The sequence below is a fragment of the Bradyrhizobium guangdongense genome (assembly GCF_006483445.1).
Classification (GTDB): Bacteria; Pseudomonadota; Alphaproteobacteria; order Rhizobiales; family Xanthobacteraceae; genus Bradyrhizobium; species Bradyrhizobium guangdongense_A.
The window spans coordinates 1-18,822 of record NZ_PPPT01000175.1; the positions used below are offsets into that span (position 1 = coordinate 1).

General features: G+C 65.4%; 17 protein-coding genes. 12 read left to right on the plus strand and 5 right to left on the minus strand.

Going from position 1 to position 18,822, the window contains the following annotated elements; all coding sequences use genetic code 11:
- Window positions 1-118 precede the first annotated feature (118 nt).
- The 4 genes from C2U70_RS24530 to C2U70_RS24545 are packed head-to-tail and all read right to left on the minus strand — an operon-like array spanning window position 119 to window position 3,787.
- Window positions 119-1,114, minus strand: coding sequence for an alpha/beta fold hydrolase (locus tag C2U70_RS24530; RefSeq protein ID WP_140981205.1), 996 nt, complete (start codon window positions 1,112-1,114; stop codon window positions 119-121).
- Between the two features lie 18 nt (window positions 1,115-1,132).
- A complete protein-coding gene (locus tag C2U70_RS24535) occupies window positions 1,133-2,683 on the minus strand; it encodes a WS/DGAT/MGAT family O-acyltransferase (RefSeq protein ID WP_140981206.1) in 1,551 nt (516 codons plus the stop codon).
- Window positions 2,684-2,729: 46 nt separating this feature from the next.
- Entirely contained in the window at window positions 2,730-3,530 is an 801-nt protein-coding gene (locus tag C2U70_RS24540; RefSeq protein ID WP_140981207.1) for an esterase/lipase family protein, read from the minus strand.
- Window positions 3,530-3,787 (minus strand): DUF6489 family protein, encoded by a 258-nt coding sequence (locus C2U70_RS24545; RefSeq protein ID WP_140981208.1) that lies wholly within the window; start codon window positions 3,785-3,787, stop codon window positions 3,530-3,532. Before C2U70_RS24545 ends, C2U70_RS24540 begins: the two co-directional genes overlap by 1 nt.
- 391 nt (window positions 3,788-4,178) lie before the next feature.
- Here C2U70_RS24545 and C2U70_RS24550 point away from each other — a divergent pair, with 391 nt between their 5' ends.
- The 12 genes from C2U70_RS24550 to C2U70_RS24605 all read left to right on the plus strand — a co-directional run bounded on the left by C2U70_RS24550 (window position 4,179) and on the right by C2U70_RS24605 (window position 18,076).
- Window positions 4,179-5,774 (plus strand): ABC transporter substrate-binding protein, encoded by a 1,596-nt coding sequence (locus C2U70_RS24550; protein ID WP_140981209.1) that lies wholly within the window; start codon window positions 4,179-4,181, stop codon window positions 5,772-5,774.
- A 104-nt stretch (window positions 5,775-5,878) separates the two neighbouring features.
- On the plus strand, window positions 5,879-6,859 hold the full coding sequence (locus tag C2U70_RS24555; RefSeq protein ID WP_140981210.1) for an ABC transporter permease: 981 nt from the start codon (window positions 5,879-5,881) through the stop codon (window positions 6,857-6,859).
- 2 nt (window positions 6,860-6,861) lie between these two features.
- Window positions 6,862-7,833 (plus strand): ABC transporter permease, encoded by a 972-nt coding sequence (locus tag C2U70_RS24560; protein WP_140981211.1) that lies wholly within the window; start codon window positions 6,862-6,864, stop codon window positions 7,831-7,833.
- Between the two features lie 13 nt (window positions 7,834-7,846).
- The gene (locus C2U70_RS24565; RefSeq protein ID WP_140981212.1) at window positions 7,847-8,833 is read left to right on the plus strand and encodes an ABC transporter ATP-binding protein; all 987 of its coding nucleotides are present in this window, start codon (window positions 7,847-7,849) and stop codon (window positions 8,831-8,833) included.
- A complete protein-coding gene (locus C2U70_RS24570) occupies window positions 8,830-9,819 on the plus strand; it encodes an ABC transporter ATP-binding protein (RefSeq protein WP_140981213.1) in 990 nt (329 codons plus the stop codon). Before C2U70_RS24565 ends, C2U70_RS24570 begins: the two co-directional genes overlap by 4 nt.
- Before the next feature lie 103 nt (window positions 9,820-9,922).
- Window positions 9,923-11,725, plus strand: a complete 1,803-nt coding sequence (locus C2U70_RS24575) for a gamma-glutamyltransferase family protein (RefSeq protein ID WP_140981214.1) — start codon at window positions 9,923-9,925, stop codon at window positions 11,723-11,725.
- Window positions 11,726-11,731: 6 nt separating this feature from the next.
- Window positions 11,732-12,442, plus strand: coding sequence for a DUF1028 domain-containing protein (locus tag C2U70_RS24580; protein WP_140981215.1), 711 nt, complete (start codon window positions 11,732-11,734; stop codon window positions 12,440-12,442).
- The gene (locus C2U70_RS24585) at window positions 12,439-13,428 is read left to right on the plus strand and encodes an ABC transporter ATP-binding protein (RefSeq protein WP_140981216.1); all 990 of its coding nucleotides are present in this window, start codon (window positions 12,439-12,441) and stop codon (window positions 13,426-13,428) included. The genes C2U70_RS24580 and C2U70_RS24585 overlap by 4 nt, the downstream gene beginning before the upstream one ends.
- Before the next feature lie 166 nt (window positions 13,429-13,594).
- Complete coding sequence (locus C2U70_RS24590) at window positions 13,595-14,725, plus strand: ABC transporter ATP-binding protein (protein WP_140981217.1); 1,131 nt, start codon at window positions 13,595-13,597, stop codon at window positions 14,723-14,725.
- Window positions 14,722-16,233 (plus strand): ABC transporter substrate-binding protein, encoded by a 1,512-nt coding sequence (locus C2U70_RS24595; RefSeq protein ID WP_140981218.1) that lies wholly within the window; start codon window positions 14,722-14,724, stop codon window positions 16,231-16,233. Before C2U70_RS24590 ends, C2U70_RS24595 begins: the two co-directional genes overlap by 4 nt.
- A 10-nt stretch (window positions 16,234-16,243) precedes the next feature.
- Entirely contained in the window at window positions 16,244-17,185 is a 942-nt protein-coding gene (locus C2U70_RS24600; RefSeq protein ID WP_140981219.1) for an ABC transporter permease, read from the plus strand.
- A 3-nt stretch (window positions 17,186-17,188) separates the two neighbouring features.
- Window positions 17,189-18,076, plus strand: a complete 888-nt coding sequence (locus C2U70_RS24605; RefSeq protein WP_140981220.1) for an ABC transporter permease — start codon at window positions 17,189-17,191, stop codon at window positions 18,074-18,076.
- Here the strand turns inward: C2U70_RS24605 and cnbZ are convergent.
- Entirely contained in the window at window positions 18,073-18,816 is a 744-nt protein-coding gene (gene cnbZ, locus C2U70_RS24610; RefSeq protein ID WP_140981221.1) for a 2-amino-5-chloromuconate deaminase CnbZ, read from the minus strand. The genes C2U70_RS24605 and cnbZ overlap by 4 nt on opposite strands.
- Between the last annotated feature and the right edge of the window lie 6 nt (window positions 18,817-18,822).

The following is an 18,822-nucleotide window of genomic DNA, read 5'->3' on the forward strand; positions in this document are numbered from 1 at the left end:
TCATTGCGAGGAGCTCGCGACAAAATTGCGAAGCAATTTTGCGCTGATGCGACGAAGCAATCCAGACTGTAACAGCGGAGACATTCCTGGATTGCTTCGCTTCGCTCGCAATGACGAATTATCCAAACCGCCTTCTACGCCATTCGATCAGCTTGCTGCTGACCTCCTCCGGCTTTTCCTGCTGCGTCCAATGGCCGCTGTCCTTCACGAGATACTTCTCGAGATCCGGCACCAGCCGCTCCATGCCGTCGGCGGCCGAGGGCGGCAGCACCGCGTCGTTCTCGGCCATGATCATCAGCGACGGCACGCGCACCGTATGGTCCATACCCTTCGAGAAGTGCCAGTTCCGGGTAAAGTTACGGTACCAGTTGATGCCGCCGGTGAAGCCCGTCCTGGTGAAGGTATCGACGAACACCTTCTTCTCCTCCGCCGACAGGATCGGCGTGCGCGGATCGTATTTGGCGTCATAGGCCGCGATCATCTGCGGGAATGCGAGATTGGTTTTCGAGGACGCGCCGACGCCGGCGACCGGCGGCTGGTCCGGCTTGGCCTCGGGCTTGCCGAGCGGCTTGCGCATGAAGGCGTCAAAAGTCTGCTCGACCCGGCTGCCGAAGATGCGGTCGGGCTCGCGCGCGGGATCCTGGAACTGCACGATGTACATCTGATCGCCAAAGCGCTGGCGGAACAGCTCGATCGGATCGGCCGGCGTGCGATCCCAATGCGGCGTGTTCACGCCGACGACGCCTGCGACGCGCGAGGCGTGACGCAGCGGCATCTGCCAGACGACGAACCCGCCCCAGTCGTGGCCGACGAAGATCGCCTTGTCGATCTCGAGGTGATCGAGCAGGCCGACGAGATCGCCGGTGAGATGCGTGAGGTCGTAGTCCTCGACTGCCTCAGGCCGGTCGCTCGCGCCATAGCCGCGCTGGTCCGGCGCGATGACGCGGATGCCGGCTTCGCTCAGCGCCTTGATCTGGTGGCGCCAGGAGAAGGCGAGCTCGGGCCAGCCATGGCACAGCACCATCGGCGGCTTGTCGGTCTTCGGGCCCGCCTCGTAATAGCCCATGCGGATTCCGTTCGTCTGCACGAACCTGAGCGGCGGCATTTCAATCATTGCAAGCGTCCTGATGTCCTATTCGGCGGCGCCCTTGATATCGGCCGCGGGCGGGTTGTAGGCCGCCTCCAGTGCGGCGAACTCTTCCGGCAGCATGTCGCACATCACCTGCACATGCGGGATGATGTTGGCGCCGACGATGAAGCCGAAATCGAGCTGGTCGCGATAGCTCTGCACGGTGATGTTGAGCGCCTGCCCATGGGTCGAGATCGACACCGGGAAGATGTGCAAGAGCTCCGCGCCCGCTGCGTACAAAGTCTGCCGCGGCCCCGGCACGTTGGAGACCGTGATGTTGGCCGCCGGCGGCAGCACATCAGACAGGTTGGAGCGGCTGTAGAGCAGCGCCAAAATCTGCACCATGATCGGCGCGCCCAGCATCGAGATGTTGGAGACCTGCGGCATCAGCGCGCGCAGCGGATGCGACATCTCCTTGGACTTGGTCGACTGCGCGATGATGGCTTCCAGCCGCTCCTTGGGGTCCTCGATATTGGTGGCGATCGCGCAGATCATGCCGAACACCTGGTTGTTGGCCTCGGTGTTGCCCTCCTCGCGCAGCGAGATCGGAACGGCCGCGGTCAGCGATTTCGCCGGCAGCGTGCCGTATTGCTTGAGGTAGCGCCGGACCACGCCGGAGGCGAGCGCCAGCACGACGTCGTTGAGCTTGCCGCCGGCCTGCTTGGCGAGCGCCTTGGCGCGCGACAGCGAGATCGAGACGCCGGCAAAGCTGCGCTCGGACGAGATCGTCTTGTTCAGGATGGTCGGCGGCGACACCATGCTGGCGAGGCTCTCGCGCGACCTGGGGTCGGAAATCTTGCCGAGCACGTCGGAGACGCTCTTGACCATGGTCGGGATGTTGCCAGCGAAGCGCACCGCGCTCTCGATCTGGTACATCGCATTGTCGAACAGGATCGAGCCGATGTCGCTCTTGCCGGTGCGCGGCAGTTGCAGGTTCTTCGCCGCCGCCGAGGCGTCGAGCGGCTGGGTGAAAAGCTGCTGATAGGAATCGAGCAGGTTGGCCGCGATGTCGCGCGGCTCCTGTCCGGTCTTGGCGCCGACCGTCGGCGGCTCGACCGTCCGCGGGACAGGCGAGATGTCGTAGATCATGCTGGTCAGCGCCGCACCGGCACCGCCGTCGATGGCGGCATGATGCATCTTGGAATAGAGCCCGACCTCGTTGTTCTTCATGCCCTCGAAGACGTAGAACTCCCAGAGCGGGCGCGCGCGGTTGAGGAGCTTTGCATGCATCCAGCCGACGATGCGCTCGAGCGTGGCGCGGTCGCGCGGCGCCGGCAGGCTGGCGCGGAAGATGTGGCGGTCGATATCGAACTGGTCGTCCTCGACCCAGGAGGGATGGTCGATGTCGAGCGGCGCCTTCTCCAGGCGCGCTTTCAGGATCGGCGCGATGTGGAGGCGCGATACGATCATCGCCTTGAAGTCTTCGAAGAAGTCGCCCTTGTAGTCGTCAGGCAGGCGAAAGATCGCCATGCTTCCGACATGCATCGGCATTTCCGGCGTTTCCAGATACAGAAATGACGCGTCCAGCGACGACAGCTTCTTACCGTCAGCCATAGTTCCCTCCCGAAAAACTCAACCGGCGCCTTTGCGGCGCTTCTTCTCAAGCCGGTACTTTAGAGTCCGGCGGAGCATATGCAATGGCAAACGGACCTGCCCGGTCGAACGGCCAGAACTCCCCCTCAGGCTGGGCCAGGCGATCGGCCACCGCCCAAAGCGCCGCCGGGTTCACACCGAGGCCGATATGGCTGGCGAACAGCACCTCGATGTTCTCGGCCTTGTCGGAGGGATGCAACAAACAGGTACGCCAGTTCACGATGCCGTCACTGCGGGAATAGATCGAGCTCGCCGGCACCGGCAATTCGCCCGCGATCGCCTCGCGCAGTTCGGGGCGGTCCTCGACGCTCTCGCCCGACAGCATCTCGTAGAGCCGCGTCGCATTGGTTGCCCGCACGTCATTGGCAAAGGGGCTGCCGAGGGTGATGACGTTGCGCACCATGTCGGGCGCCTGGAGCGCGAGATCGCGGGCATAGATGCCGCCGAGGCTCCATCCCACGAGACTGACCTTTTGGCCCGTCTCCTGATGGATCTCGGTGAGACGCGCCCGCAGCGTCTCGCGCGTCCGCGACAGGCCGCCGAGGTTGCGCCCCATCCGCCAGGCATGCGCGTTATAGCCGAGCTCGCGGAGATAGCGGCGCATCGGCGCCATCGAGAGATCGCTTGCGAGAAAGCCCGGCAGCGCCAGCACGGGATGACCGTCGCCGCGCGGCGCGCGCATCAGCAATGGCGACAGCACGAGGCTGGCATTGAGCTCGAACAGTCCGCGCGCTTCCGCGAGCATGAGACCGAGGCTCGGCGGACGAAGCCGGCTCGGGGCCTGCGCTTCGTTGGGGTCCGGCGGCATTATTTCTTCTTGTCGCTGCTACGCGTGCCGCCGAGCCCGGCCATGGTGATGAACATGTCCTGAAACCGTTCGGCGAGCTTCGGATCGAAGGTGAACCAGCTCTGGAGCAGCGATTCCGGCGAGACCTTGTCGATGTTGGACATCATCTGTTGCTGCAGCTTGTCCATGACGGCGGTCTGCATCGGCATCACGTCCGGCAGGCCGAAGAACTGGCGCGCCTCGAGGGGGGTGCAGTCGATTTCGATGTTAACCTTCATGTCCCCTCCAGAAAGCAGATTCGAGCGGCGTGGACATAGTATCACCGCGAGTTGTGGTGCGACGCAAGCGACCTGACGCCGGCCCAATGCGCCCCTCCCCCCAATTGTCCGATATGGTCAATCAAATCGTCCCTTCCGGAACGTGCCGCGCGACCGGGGATCGACGGCAGGCGGCGTCACTTCCGCCCCCGCGTTCCGCACGGCGAAAGTCGAATGTCGCGCGCTCGGGCCTGCCTCTAACCTCACAGGTCAGCATTGCTGCACAGCGGCGCAAGTTGGCGCGTTCCTTGCTGGAATCGCGCTTGCACGGGTCGAGAACTCTGGGCAACATGGTTTGGTTGGCCGGCCGAACAATGAAAAATCAGGGCACGCCGGCGTGGAGAGGGTCAGAATGTCTTTAGGTCGAAGTCTGTTTGCGGCGACGCTCGCCGGTATGCTTGCGTTCGCGGTCTCGCCGGCGTCCAGTCAAACGCTGCGCTATGCCAACCAGGGCGATCTGAAGTCGCTGGATCCCTATTCGCTCAACGAATCCACCACCCACGCCCATCTCGGCCACGTCTACCAGGGCCTCACCGCGCGCGACAAGGATCTGAAGATCATCCCGGCGCTGGCGGAGAGCTGGGAGACGCCGGAGCCGACCCGCTGGCGCTTCCATCTGCGCAAGGGCGTCAAATTCCACAACGGCGATCCCTTCACCGCCGACGACGTGCTGTTCTCTGCCGACCGCGTCCGCAACAAGAACTCCAACATGCAGACCCGGCTTGCGGCCAACATCAAGGTCGTCAAGGTCGACGACTACACCGTCGATTTCATCCTGCCCTCGCCCAATCCCATCCTGCATTATGCGTGGGACGTCTGGTACATCATGGACAAGAAGTGGGCCGAGGCGAACAACGCCGTCGAGCCGACCCCGGTGTCCGCGACCACGCCGAGCTACGCCTCGCTGCACGAGAACGGCACCGGTCCCTTCACCATCGAGAGCCATCAGCCCGGCGTGAAGACCGTGTTCAAGGCCAACCCCAATTACTGGGGCAAGATGGAAGGTAATTTGAAGGAGATCGTCTTCACCCCGATCGCCTCCGATGCCACCCGTGTCGCAGCGCTCCTCTCGGGCGAAGTCGACGTCATCGAGCCGGTGCCGATCCAGGACATCTCCCGCGTCGATTCGAGCCCGAACGCCCAGGTGCTAAAGGGGCCGGAGCTGCGCACCATCTTCATCGGCTTCGATCAGACGCGCGACGAACTGCTCTACTCCAGCGTCAAGGGCAAGAACCCGTTCAAGGACCCCAAGGTCCGCGAAGCCTTCTACAAGGCGATCGACGTCGAGCTGATCAAGACGCGCGTGATGCGCGGGCTGTCGACGCCGTCGGCGCTGATGATCGCGCCCCAGCTATTCCCGCTGGCCAAGGACTTCACGCGACCCAAATTCGACCCTGATGGCGCCAAGAAGCTCCTGACCGAAGCCGGCTATCCCGACGGCTTCGAGGTCACCTTGGACTGCCCGAACGATCGCTACGTCAACGACGCCGCGATCTGCCAGGCCGTGGTCGGCATGCTTGCCCGCGTCGGCGTCAAGATCAATCTGCTGGCGCAACCGAAGGCCCAATACTTCGCCAAGGTGCTGAAGCAGGGCGGCTACCAGACCTCGTTCTATCTGCTCGGCTGGACGCCCGGCACGATGGACTCCCACAACGTGCTCTATGACATCATGGGCTGCCGCGACGACGCGAAGTCTTCGCGGGGCGAGGCCAATCTCGGCGGTTACTGCAACAAGGAGTTCGACGCCATCACCGACAAGGTGCTGGTCGAAGCCGACGCCGACAAGCGCAACCAGCTCATCAAGCAGGCCTACGAAATCGGCAACAAGGACTGGTCCTACATCCCGCTGCACCAGCAGGCGCTGGCCTGGGGCGTGTCGAAGAAGGTCAACCTGCCGCAACGTGCCGACAATCTGGTCATGTTCCACTGGGCGACCAAGAACGACTAGCCTCGGTTGAACACAGGGTCCCGGCAGCATCAGGCTTCCGGGACCTTTCCTTTTTCGGCTGACAAGGACGTCGGCCAGACGCAGACCCAAGGAAAGTGGAAGGCATGCTCGCTTTCACTCTTCGCCGCGCCGTCCAGGCCATCGGCGTCATGTTCGCCGTCGGCATCATCGCGTTCTCGATGTTCCGTTTCGCCGGTGACCCCGTCAACCAGATCGTCTCGATCGACACGCCGGCTGCCGAACGCGAAGCCGTGCGAAAATCGCTCGGCCTCGACGACCCCGTGCCGGTGCAATTCGTGCGTTATTTCGCCGATGCCGCGCAATTCAAGTTCGGCGTCTCCTACCAGTTCCGCCAGCCGGTCTCGGCGCTGTTGATGGAGCGCATGCCGGCGACGCTGGAGCTTGCGATCTGCGCTACCGTCTTCGCCATGGTGCTCGGCATCCTCATGGGCGTCTATTCGGCGCTCAAGCGCGACACCGTGCTCGCCAAGCTGTTCCAGGCGGTTTCGCTGATCGGCATCTCGCTGCCGACCTTCCTGATCGGCATCCTCCTGATCTATCTATTCGCGGTGACCTTGGGCTGGCTGCCCTCGTTCGGGCGCGGCGAGGTGGTGAGGCTCGGCTGGTGGACCACCGGTCTGTTGACGCTGTCGGGCCTGAAGGCGCTGATCATGCCCTCGATCACGCTCGGCCTGTTCCAGATGACCCTGATCATGCGGCTGGTGCGCGCGGAGATGCTGGAAGTGCTGCGCACCGACTATATCCGCTTCGCGCGCGCCCGCGGACTGACCACCCGTGCCGTCCATTTCGGCCACGCGCTGAAGAACACGCTCATCCCCGTGATCACGGTGGCCGGACTGCAATTTGGCTCGGTTATTGCATTTTCGATCATCACCGAAACCGTGTTCCAATGGCCGGGCATGGGGCTTCTGTTCGTGCAGGCCGTGCAAAACGTCGACATCCCGATCATGGCCGCCTATCTGCTGATGGTTTCGCTGATTTTCGTCACCATCAACCTGGTGGTCGACATTCTCTACACCGTGGTCGATCCGCGCCTGCGCGCGACCGTCGGCCGGGCCGCGTAAGCATGTCCGAAGCAGTCGTCACCAATTCCGACAAGCCGGGCACACCGGCGACGCATGCCGCGCGCGGCTGGCTAAGCCGCGCGCTCGACAGCGACGTCTTCTATTCGTTTCGCCGCTCCAAGCTGACCATGGTCGCGGCGGCCATTGCCCTGTCGTTCTTCCTGCTTGCGATCTTCGCATCCGTGCTCGCGGTGCAGAACCCGTTCGACCCGGCGCAGTTGCAATTGATGAACTCGCGGATCTCGCCGCTCTGGACTGCCGACGGCCAGAGTCCGTTCCTGCTCGGCACTGACGAGCAGGGCCGCGACGTATTCTCGGCAATTCTCTACGGGATGCGCATCTCGCTCGCCGTGGGCGTCGCCGGCGTGATCTTCGCCGGCGTGCTCGGCATCGCGCTCGGCCTGATCGCCGGTTATTTCGGCGGCGCGGTCGACGGCGTGATCATGCGGATCGCAGACGTGCAGCTCACCTTCCCCGCCATCCTGATCGCGCTATTGGTCAACGGCATCGCGAAATCGATCCTCGGCAACCGGCTCGATGCCAACAGCATGCTGGTCGTGCTCGTGATCTCGATCGGCCTCAGTTTCTGGGTCGGCTATGCCCGCACCGTGCGCGGATCCGTGATGGTCGAGAAGAACAAGGACTATGTCGCTGCCGCACAACTGATCGGCCTGCCGGCGCCAAAAATCATGCTGCGGCACGTGCTGCCGAACACGATGGGCCCGGTCCTGGTGATCGCCACGATCAATCTCGCGCTCGCCATCATCACCGAGGCGACGCTGTCATTCCTCGGCGTCGGCCTGCCCGACACCATGCCCTCGCTCGGCACGCTGATCCGCATCGGCAACAACTATTTGTTCGCCGGCGAATGGTGGATCGTCGCCTTCCCCGGGATCGCACTCGCGGCTCTCATTCTCTCCATCAACCTGCTCGGCGACTGGTTGCGCGACGCGCTCAACCCGAAACTGCGATGAGAACGTTTCCCTCATGACCGATACCGTTCTCTCCGTCCGCAATCTTCAGGTCGAGTTCGCCTCGCGCCGAGGCACGTTGCGCGCCATCGACGGCGTCTCCTTCGACATCGCCAAGGGCGAGGTGCTGGGCGTGGTCGGCGAGTCCGGCGCCGGCAAGTCCGTCACCGGGCTCGCGGTCATCGGCCTGATCGATCCGCCGGGCCGCATCGCCGGCGGCGAGATCCATCTGTCGGGCCTGCGCATCGACAATCTGCCGCCGGACGAGATGCGCCGCGTGCGTGGCAAGCGCATCGGCATGATCTTCCAGGATCCGCTGACCTCGCTGAACCCACTCTACCGGGTCGGCGATCAGATCGTGGAGACGATCCGCACCCATCTCAACCTCTCCGAGACGGCCGCGCGCCGGCGCGCCATCGACTTACTCGCCGAGGTCGGCATTCCCGCGCCCGACAAGCGCATCGACGGCTACCCCCATGAATTCTCCGGCGGCATGCGCCAGCGCGTCGTGATTGCGCTCGCAATCTGCGCCGAGCCCGAGCTGATCATCGCAGACGAGCCGACCACCGCGCTCGACGTCTCCGTGCAGGCGCAGATCATCTCGTTGATCAAGCGCCTCGGCCGCGACCACGGCACCGCGGTGATGCTGGTGACCCACGACATGGGCGTGATCGCAGAAACCTCCGACCGCGTCGCGGTGATGTATGCCGGCCGCGTCGCCGAGATCGGCCCGGTGCAGGACGTCGTGAAGAACCCGCTGCACCCCTATGCAAAAGGCCTCATGGGTGCGATCCCGACGCTCGCGGGCGAGGACAAGCGCCTGGTGCAGATCCCCGGCTCGATGCCGCGGCTGTCGGCCATTCCGCGCGGCTGTTCCTTCAATCCACGCTGTGCACTCGCTTTCGACCGCTGCCGGGTCGATCGGCCCGAGCCGCTGCGCCAGGGCGCGCAATCGGTCGCCTGCCATCTCTATGACAAGGCGCCGGCGGAGAGCGCAGCATGAGTGCGTCCTTCGTCCGGGCTACCGACCTCCGCCGCGTCTTCGACGTCTCAAAACCGTGGCTCAACCGCGTGCTCGAAGGCGGCCATCTCGAATTTCTCAAGGCGGTCGACGGCGTCACCTTCGACATCAGGAAGGGCGAGACCTTTGCGCTGGTCGGCGAGTCCGGCTCCGGCAAGACCACGGTGGCGCGGATGGTCGTCGGCCTGCTGCCGCCGAGTTCCGGCGAGGTGCTGATCGACGGCGTCTCGATGACTGACCCCAAGCAGGCTCCCGCGCGCCGGCGCCTGCGCCGCCGCATCCAGATGATTTTCCAGGACCCCTATGCGAGTCTCAATCCGCGCTTCCGGGTCGACGCCATCATCGCCGAGCCGATCCGCGCCTTCGACCTGATCCAGGGCGAGCGCGACATCCAGGCCCGCGTCGGCGAACTGCTGAGCCTCGTCGGCCTGCACCCCGACGACCGGCTCAAATATCCGCATGAATTCTCCGGCGGCCAGCGCCAGCGCATCGCGATCGCGCGCGCCCTTGCCTCCGACGCAGAGTTCATCGTCTGCGATGAGCCGACTTCGGCGCTCGACGTCTCCGTGCAGGCGCAGATCCTGAACCTGATGCGCGACCTCCAGGACAAGTTCGGCCTGACCTATATGTTCATCAGCCACAACCTCGCGGTCGTCCGCCACATGGCGAGCCGCGTCGGCGTGATGTATCTCGGCCGCATCGTCGAGATCGCGGAGGGCCGCGAGCTGTTCGCACGTCCCCGCATGCCCTACACAAAAATGCTGCTGGGTGCGGTGCCTGATTTGGCGATGTCCGGCCGCCAGCGCATCCCGGTCAAGGGCGAGATCCCCAACCCGATCGATCCGCCGCCCGGCTGCGCCTTCAATCCGCGCTGTCCCCTAGCCTTCGACCTCTGCCGCAAGGAGGCGCCACAACTGATCGACGGCGTCGCCTGCCATGCTGTGAACACCGCGCCGGTCCCGGCGTGACGCGCGCGAGCCATGCTTTGGGAACAATTGGCAGCAGGCCCCGCCTGTGATCAATTGCGCCCGCTGAAATCAAGAAAAGCGAACCCACAAGGCTCTCACTAAAATGGGCAACATCAATCCGGATCCCTTCACGACTCGGCCCGAGATCGAGGGCACTTTTGGGGTCGTCGCCTCCACGCACTGGATCGCGACCGCGGTCGGCATGGGCATTCTGGAAAAAGGCGGCAACGCCTTCGATGCCGGTGTCGCCACCGCCTTCACGCTGCAGGTGGTCGAGCCGCATCTCAACGGCCCCGGCGGCGACGTGCCCATTATCGTGCATGACGTGAAACGCGGCCGCACCGAGGTGATCTGCGGCCAGGGCCCGGCGCCGGCGCGCGCCACCATCGCACATTACAAGAGCGAAGGGCTCGACATGGTGCCCGGCACCGGGTTGTTGGCGGCCTGCGTCCCCGGCACTTTCGAGTCCTGGATGATGCTGCTGCGCGACTATGGCACGCTGCGCCTGCGCGACGTGCTGGAGCCCGCGATATCCTATGCGCGCGACGGCTATCCTCTGGTCGAGCGCGCCTGCGCCACCATCCAGACCGTCGAAAACTTGTTCCGGAAATATTGGCCGACCTCGGCCGCGGTCTATCTGCCCAACGGCAAGGTGCCGACACCTGGCACGCTCTTCACCAACAAGACGCTCGCGGAAACCTATGCGCGCATCCTGAAAGAAGCCGAGAGTGGCAGCGGCGGACGCGACACCGAGATCGAGCGCGCACGCAAGGCATGGTCGAAGGGGTTTGTGGCCGAAGCCATCGACAAGTTCTGCCGCACGCAAGAGGTCATGGACGTCAGCGGCTCGCCGCATCGCGGCGTGCTCTCCGCCGACGATATGGCGCGCTGGGAGCCGACGGTCGAAGCTCCCCTCACCTACGACTACGGCCGCTACACCGTCTGCAAGGCCGGCGTCTGGAGCCAGGGCCCCGTGACGCTGCAACAGCTCGCGCTGCTGAAGGGCTTTGCGCTCGACGGTCTCGACCCGACAGGCCCCGAATTCATCCATCTTCAGATCGAATGCGCAAAGCTCGCCTTTGCCGACCGCGAGAAGTTCTACGGCGACCCAAAATTTACGGAGATCCCGATCGCGACCTTGCTGTCGGATACCTACAACAATGAGCGTCGCAAGCTCGTCACCGACAAGGCGTCGCTCGACTTCACGCCCGGCTCGGTCGAGGGCTTTGGCGGCGTCGTCAAGCTGCGCCGCGCCGAGGGCCAGCGCGAGGCGGTCGGCGCGCTCGGTGCCGGAGAGCCCACGGTCGGCCGCTTCGGCGAGGTGCGCGGCGACACCGTGCATTTCGACATCATCGACAGGGACGGCAACATGGTGTCGTCCACGCCATCGGGCGGCTGGCTGCAGTCCTCGCCTGTGATCCCCGAGCTCGGCTTTTGTCTGGGCAGCCGCGCGCAGATGTTCTGGCTCGACGAAAATCATCCGGGATCGCTCGCACCGGGCAAGCGGCCGCGCACGACCCTGTCGCCGACCATGGCGCTGCGCGATGGCGAGCCGTATCTGGCCTGGGGCTCGCCGGGCGGCGACCAGCAGGACCAGTGGATCACGCAGTTCTTCCTGCGCCACGTCCACTGCAACCTCAACCTCCAGGAGGCGATCGACGCACCGGCCTGGCACTCCGAGCACTTTCCTATCTCGTTCTGGCCGCGCACGGCGCGGCCCGGCGTGCTCGTGGTCGAGAACCGCGTGCCAAAGGCCACGATCGAAAACCTGCGCGAACGCGGCCACATCGTCGAGGTCGGCCCCGACTGGTCGGAGGGCCGCCTGACCGCAGCCTCGCGCGTCGGCGTGCGCCGGCGCGCCGCCGCCAATCCACGCGGCATGCAGGGTTACGCAGCGGGACGCTGACAAGATATGACCTGGTCGATCATCGCGCGCGACAGCAAGACAGGCCAGTTCGGCATTGCCGTTGCGACAAAATTCTTCGCCGTCGGCGCCCGCGTCCCCTTCATCGCGGCCGGCCTCGGCGCCATCGCGACGCAGGCTTTCGTCAATCCCTATTACGGTATCGACGGCATCAAGCTGCTGCGCGAGGGCCTGAACGCGCACGACGTCCTCGCCACGCTGCTCGCGACCGATGACGGCCGCGAAAGCCGGCAGGTCCACATCATGGATGCCACGGGTACAATCGCGGCGCATACCGGTCGCGATTGCATCGACTGGTGCGGCCACCTCGCCGGCAGCGGCTTCTCGATCGCCGGCAACATGCTCGCGGACCCCGACGTGCTCGACGAGACCGCCAGGACTTACATCGCCAATGACAGCCTGCCCTTCCCGCGCCGCCTGCTTGCGGCGATGCGCGGTGGCGAAGCTGCCGGTGGCGACAAGCGCGGCAAGCAGTCGGCCGCGCTTCTGATCCATGGCGAGGAGGAATGGTCGGCGCTCGACCTGCGCGTCGACGACCATGCCGATCCGCTTGCCGAGCTCGACCGGCTCGAGAAGGTCAGCCACGAGCTCTGGGTTCACTTCCGAAGCTCCATGCCGACACGGCAGAACCCGGCCGGGATCACCGACCGCAGCGTCATCGACGCCCGCATCGCCGCGGCGCGCGCACGGCAATCATGACGGCGGGCCCGCTGATCGAGATCGAGGGCCTGCGCGTCCGCTTCCACGGCGACGACGGGCGCGTCACCCACGCAGTCGACACCATCGACCTCAGCGTCGCCAATGGCGCGACGCTCGGCATCGTCGGCGAATCCGGCTGCGGCAAGAGCGTGACGTCGCTTGCGATCATGGGACTATTGCCCAGGGGAAGCGCCGAGGTGACAGGCGCGATCCGCTTCGACGGCTTTGACCTGCTGAAGACATCTGACGCAACCCTGCGCGACCTGCGCGGCAATCGCCTGGCGATGATTTTTCAGGAGCCGATGACCTCGCTCAATCCGAGCTTTACCATCGGCGACCAGATCATCGAGAGCATCTTGCGCCACCGCGGCGGCTCGCGGAAAAGCGCACGCGATCGCGCGATCGAGCTGTTGCGCCGCGTCCATATCCCCTCGCCGGAGCGGCGCATCGACGAATATCCGCACAAGCTCTCCGGCGGCATGCGCCAGCGCGTGATGATCGCGATGGCGCTCGCCTGTGACCCGCGCCTCCTGATCGCGGACGAGCCGACCACGGCGCTCGACGTCACCCTTCAGGCGCAGATCCTGGAGCTGATGCGCGAATTGAAGGCCGCGAGCGGCGCGGCGATCATCCTCATCACCCACGATCTCGGCGTCGTCGCCGAAGTCTGCGACGAGGTCGCGGTGATGTATGCCGGCGAGATCGTCGAGCGCGCAGCCGTCGACGAGCTGTTTGCGGCGCCCCAGCATCCCTACACCGTCGGCCTGCTCGGCTCGATCCCCCGGCTCGACCATCGCGCCGCGCAGCTTGCGACCATCGAAGGCATGGTGCCGAACATGGCCCAGCCGCCCGCCGGCTGCCGCTTTGCCGCGCGCTGTCCGTTCATCGTGGACGCCTGCACCAAGGCGCCGCCGCCGCTCGCCGAAGTCGGCCCCGGCCACCTCTCGCGCTGCATCCGCGCGCCGCTCGAACGCCTGGTGTCGTGATGGCGCTGCGGCTCTCCAATCTCGTGCCCCGGGCGCAGTGCAGCGCAAGCGAAGCGCAGCGGTGCACCGCTGACCCGGGGCCCATGCTTCAACAATCTGGGTCCCGGTTCAGCGTCGCACCACTTCGCGTTGCGCCGCGCCCGGGACACGAGACCGGAGTGCCACGATGACTGCGCTGCTGGAAGTCGAGGGGCTGGTCAAACATTTTGTCGCCGAGCGCTCGCTGCTGGGACGCCCGCGCGCGCATGTCAAAGCCGTCGATGGCGTGAGCTTTTCGCTCGAAGCCGGCAAGACGCTGGCGCTGGTCGGCGAGTCCGGCTGCGGCAAGTCGACCGTCAGCCGGCTCGTGCTGCGCTTGATCGAGCCGGATGCCGGCCGCATCCGCTTCGACGGCCAGGACCTGCTCGCACTCGATCCCACGGCGCTACGCGGCTTCCGGCGCCAGGCGCAGATCATTTTTCAGGACCCTTATGCCTCATTGAACCCGCGCATGACGGTCGGCCAGATCCTGACCGAGCCGCTGGCGCTGCACGATCTCCTGCCGGCCGCGCAGCGGCGCGGGCGCGTCGAGGAGCTGTTGCGGCTGGTCGGGCTCGAGCCGCGGCTGGCGCGCCGCTATCCGCACGAATTCTCCGGCGGCCAGCGCCAGCGCATCGCGATTGCCCGCGCGCTCGCGGTCGAGCCAAAGCTGATCATCTGCGACGAGCCGGTCTCGGCGCTCGATGTCTCGATCCGCTCGCAGATCCTCAACCTGCTGCGCGAGCTGCAGGACCGGCTCGGGCTCGCCTATATTTTCGTCTCGCACGACCTCGCCGTGGTCAAGCACATCGCCGACAACGTCGCCGTGATGAATCTCGGCCGCATCGTCGAGACGGCGGAGGCGGACGCGCTGTTCACAGCGCCGCGCCATCCCTATAGCCGGGCGCTGTTGTCCGCGATCCCGCTGCCGCAGCCGCAGGCCAAGCGCAACACCATCCTGCTGCAAGGCGAGATGCCGAGCGCGCTCAATCCGCCGTCGGGCTGCCGCTTCCACACCCGCTGCCCCTTCGTGGCGGACCGCTGCCGCAGCGAGGAGCCGCAGCTCGTCGGCGACGGGACCGGCCATGCCACCGCCTGCCTTCGCGTGGCGGAACTGCCGCCGGCAGGCGCGATCTTGCCCCAAAGCGGCGGCTTCTCGCCGGCGCTGGCAAAATTGGTCGCGGCCTTCAGCCGAAAGACGGAAGGCGCTGAGGCCTCCGGGGTTGGTATACAAGGTGCAACGCCGACAATGACGTCGTCAAAGGGGACTGTCCGATGAAACCATTTCGCCTGGCCGCCACGGCCGCCACCCTCCTGCTGTCGCTCGGCGCGGCCGCCCAAGCCCAGACCACGCTCCGCATCGGGCTGGCGGAGGACCCTGACATCCTCGATCCGACCATGGCGCGGACCTATGTCGGCCGCATCGTCTTCTCCGCGTTCTGCGACAAGCTGTTCGACATCGACGAGAAGCTGAACATCGTGCCGCAGCTCGCGCTGTCGAGCGAGACGGCCGATGACGGCAAGGCGCTTGTCATCAAGCTGCGTCCCGGCGTGAAATTCCACGACGGCGAGCCGCTCGACGCGGAAGCCGCAAAATTCTCCATCGAACGCCACCTCACCTTGTCAGGCTCGTTCCGCAAGCCCGAGCTCGCCTCCGTCGACCATGTCGAGGTGGTCGATCCCCTCACCATCCGCCTGGTGCTGAAGGCGCCGTTCTCGCCGCTGCTCGCCCAGCTCACCGACCGCGCCGGCATGATGGTGTCGCCGAAGGCGGCCAAGGAAGCCGGCGACAAGTTCGGCCTGCGTCCGGTCTGCGCCGGCCCCTACAAATTCGTGGAGCGCGTGCAGCAGGACCGCATCGTGTTCGAAAAGTTCGCCGATTACTGGAACAAGGACAATATCTTCATCGACAAGATCGTGTTCCAGCCGATCGTCGATGCCACCGTGCGCCTCGCCAACCTGAAGTCGGGCGGGCTCGATCTGATCGAGCGCGTGCTCGCCACCGATCTCAAGGACGTGCGCAGCGATTCCCGGCTGAAGGTCGCGACCGCGATCGAGCTCGGCTACCAGGGCATCACGCTCAACATCGGCAAGGACAAGGCCAAGGGGCCGCTCAGCCAGTCCGCAAAAGTGCGGCAGGCGCTCGACTGGTCGATCGACCGCGAGGCGATCAACCAGGTCGTGTTCAACGGCGAGTTCAAGCCGGGCAACCAATGGGTCAATCCGGACCATCCCTATTACCAGAGCAAGTTTCCGATCCACGGCCGCGACATTGCGAAAGCCAAGGCGCTGCTGAAAGAGGCCGGCGTCACGACGCCGATCACGGTGGACTTCATGGTCCCCAAGGGCGCCGAGACCGAGGCGGTGGCCCAGGTGGTGCAGTCCATGGCCGCCGAAGCCGGCTTCGACATGAAGATCCGGGTGACCGAGTTTGCGACCTCGCTGAAGCAGGCGGAGGCCGGCGAGTACCAGGCCTACATGCTGGCCTGGAGCGGCCGCATCGATCCCGACGGCAACGCCTATGTGTTCCTGCACAAGGACGCGCCGCAGAACTACAGCGCCTGGGTCAATGCCGACGCCGACAAGGCGCTCGACGATGCGCGGCTGACGTCGGATGCGGCCCAGCGCAAGGCGATCTACGAAAAACTCGCGAAGCTCGAGCTCGACGATCAGGCCATCCTCTACATCTACCATCGCCGCATCATCATCGCGCACTCCACCAAGCTCGAAGGTTACAAGCAGATGCCCGACGGGCTCGTGCGTGTCACCGGGCTCAAGCTGAAGTGACACGGCGCGGATGCTGAACTTCCTCGCCCGCCGCCTTGCGCAGATCGTGCCGACACTGTTCTTCGTGTCGGTGCTGATCTTCTCGCTCCAGCAACTCTTGCCGGGCGATCCGGCGCTGGTGATGGCGGGCGAAGAGCGCGATCCGGCCGTGATCGAGCAGATCAGGAAGCAATACCGGCTCGATCAGCCGCTGCCGGTGCAATACGCCTACTGGATCAAGGGCGTGCTATCAGGCGATTTCGGCGAGTCCCTGCGCATCAAGGTCCCGGTGCGGGAATTGATCGCGCAAAAACTGCCGGTGACGCTGCAGTTGGCCTCGATGGCGATCCTGATCGCCTTCTTCATCGGCATTCCCGCGGGCATCGTCTCCGCGGTGAAGAAGGGCACGGCGTGGGACTGGGGCGCGAACCTGTTTGCGCTGTGGGGCATCTCGACGCCGAACTTCTGGCTCGGCATCATGCTGATCTTCCTGTTCTCGATCGAGCTCGGCTGGCTGCCGGCGTCCGGCTATGTCCCGCTCACCGAGAACTGGCGCGCCAGCCTCGCCGCCACCATCATGCCCGCCTTCGTGCTCGGCAACGCCATCGCCGCGATTTTGATGCGGCATACCCGCAGCGCGATGCTGCAGGTGCTGGAGAGCGATTACGTCCGCACCGCCCGCGCCAAGGGCCTGATGGAGCGTACCGTCATCCTCAAGCACGCCATGCGCAACGCGCTGACGCCGATCATCACGCTCGGCGCGCTGGAGCTGGGAACGCTGCTGTCGGGCGCCGTGCTCACCGAGCAGATCTTTTCCATTCCCGGTTTCGGCAAGCTGATCGTGGACGCCGTCTTCAACCGCGACTATGCCGTGGTGCAGGGCGTGGTGCTGGTCACGGCCACGATCTACATCACGCTCAACCTGATCGCCGACATCGCCTATATCCTCGTCAATCCGCGGCTGCGGGGCTAGGCCATGACCGACGCCGTGCTATCAGCCAATGCGATCGCGGACCTCAACGAGCTGGAGAGCCCGGCGCGCCGCGCCCGCCGCCGCCTGTTCAAACGCAAGGCCGCGGTGCTCGGCCTTATCGTGCTCACCGCGTTCATTCTGCTCGCGCTGTTCGCGCCGCTGATCGTCCCCTTCGACCCGATCTCGACAAGCTGGGGCCTCGTGCGCAAGCCGCCGACGGCGGCGCACTGGTTCGGCACCGACGAGCTCGGCCGCGACGTTCTGAGCCGCGTGATCTACGGCGCGCGTGCGTCGCTGATGGCCGGTGCCATTTCGGTCGCCATCGCGCTCGGCATCGGCGTGCCGCTCGGCCTGCTCGCCGGCTATCGCGGCGGCTTTACCGACGCCCTGATCAGCCGCATCACGGATGCGATGCTGGCCTGCCCGTTCCTGATCCTGGCGATTGCGCTCGCGGCCTTCCTCGGCCCCAGCCTCGGCAATGCCATGATCGCGATCGGCATCTCGGCGACGCCGATCTTCATCCGTCTCACCCGCGGGCAAGTGTTGAGCGTCAAGGCCGAGGACTATGTCGAAGCCGCCCGCGCGTTGGGCAATCCCGGCTGGCGCATCGCCTTTTCTCACATCCTGCCGAACATCCTGCCCGCGCTGCTGGTGCAGGCGACGCTCTCGATCGCCGCCGCAATCATCGCCGAAGCAGCCCTGTCGTTCCTCGGCCTCGGCCAGCAGCCGCCGGCGCCGTCCTGGGGCAGCATGCTCAACGCCGCGCAGCGCTTCCTCACGCAGGCGCCGTGGATGGCGATCTGGCCGGGGCTGGCGATCTTCCTGGTGGTGCTGTCGCTGAATTTGCTGGGCGACGGCCTGCGCGACGCGCTGGACCCGCGGCAGCGCTAGATCACCGCCTCCCGCGCCACCCGCCGGCAATCCATCTCATATTCGAGATCGACCACCGGCGGTCGCGCATAGTGCCAGGTCAGGCCGGAGCGCAGCGCGCCGCGGCGGACCAGCTCGTCGGCGAGCGCATGGTGGAAATCGCGGATCGAATAGGCCTGCACGTCGGTGGTGTCCTTCCAGCCAAAGCCGAACCCGGCCATGCGGTTTTCCATCTGCGACGTGGTGAAACGCACCTTCTCCTTGATTCCGTCCGGGCTGAGGTCGCGGTAGCGCACGGTGCGCTCGACATAGCTGCCGGCGCCCTCGCGCGCCTCGGCACCGCCTGAAATCACGAAGGTCGGCGTGGTCGAGCGCGACGGCCGCGTGAAGGAGAAGGCGTAGAACGACGGCTCGGCCGGCGGATCGATCTCGGGACAGACATTGCTGCGCGCCACCGGATTGGTGCTGCCGTCAAAGATGCCCCACTCGGCAAGCGTCTTCACATAGTGCAGGTTGAAGTTGCGAAAGCCTTCTTCGGTGAAGGCGGCCGGCGAGCGCAGCTCGCAGGCGCAGAACGCCGTCAGCGGCCGTCCCGCCTCCTGGATGAATTTTGCGGCTCGCGCAAAGCCCTCCGCAAGCGGCAGCCAGCGATCGAAGCGGACGCGCTCGATCTCGTAGCCGGGATCGGCGCAGGCGCCGGCCGAATATTGGAACACCGAGGGGATGAAGCGGTAATTGCCGGCTGAGAACTCACGCGTCATTTTCAA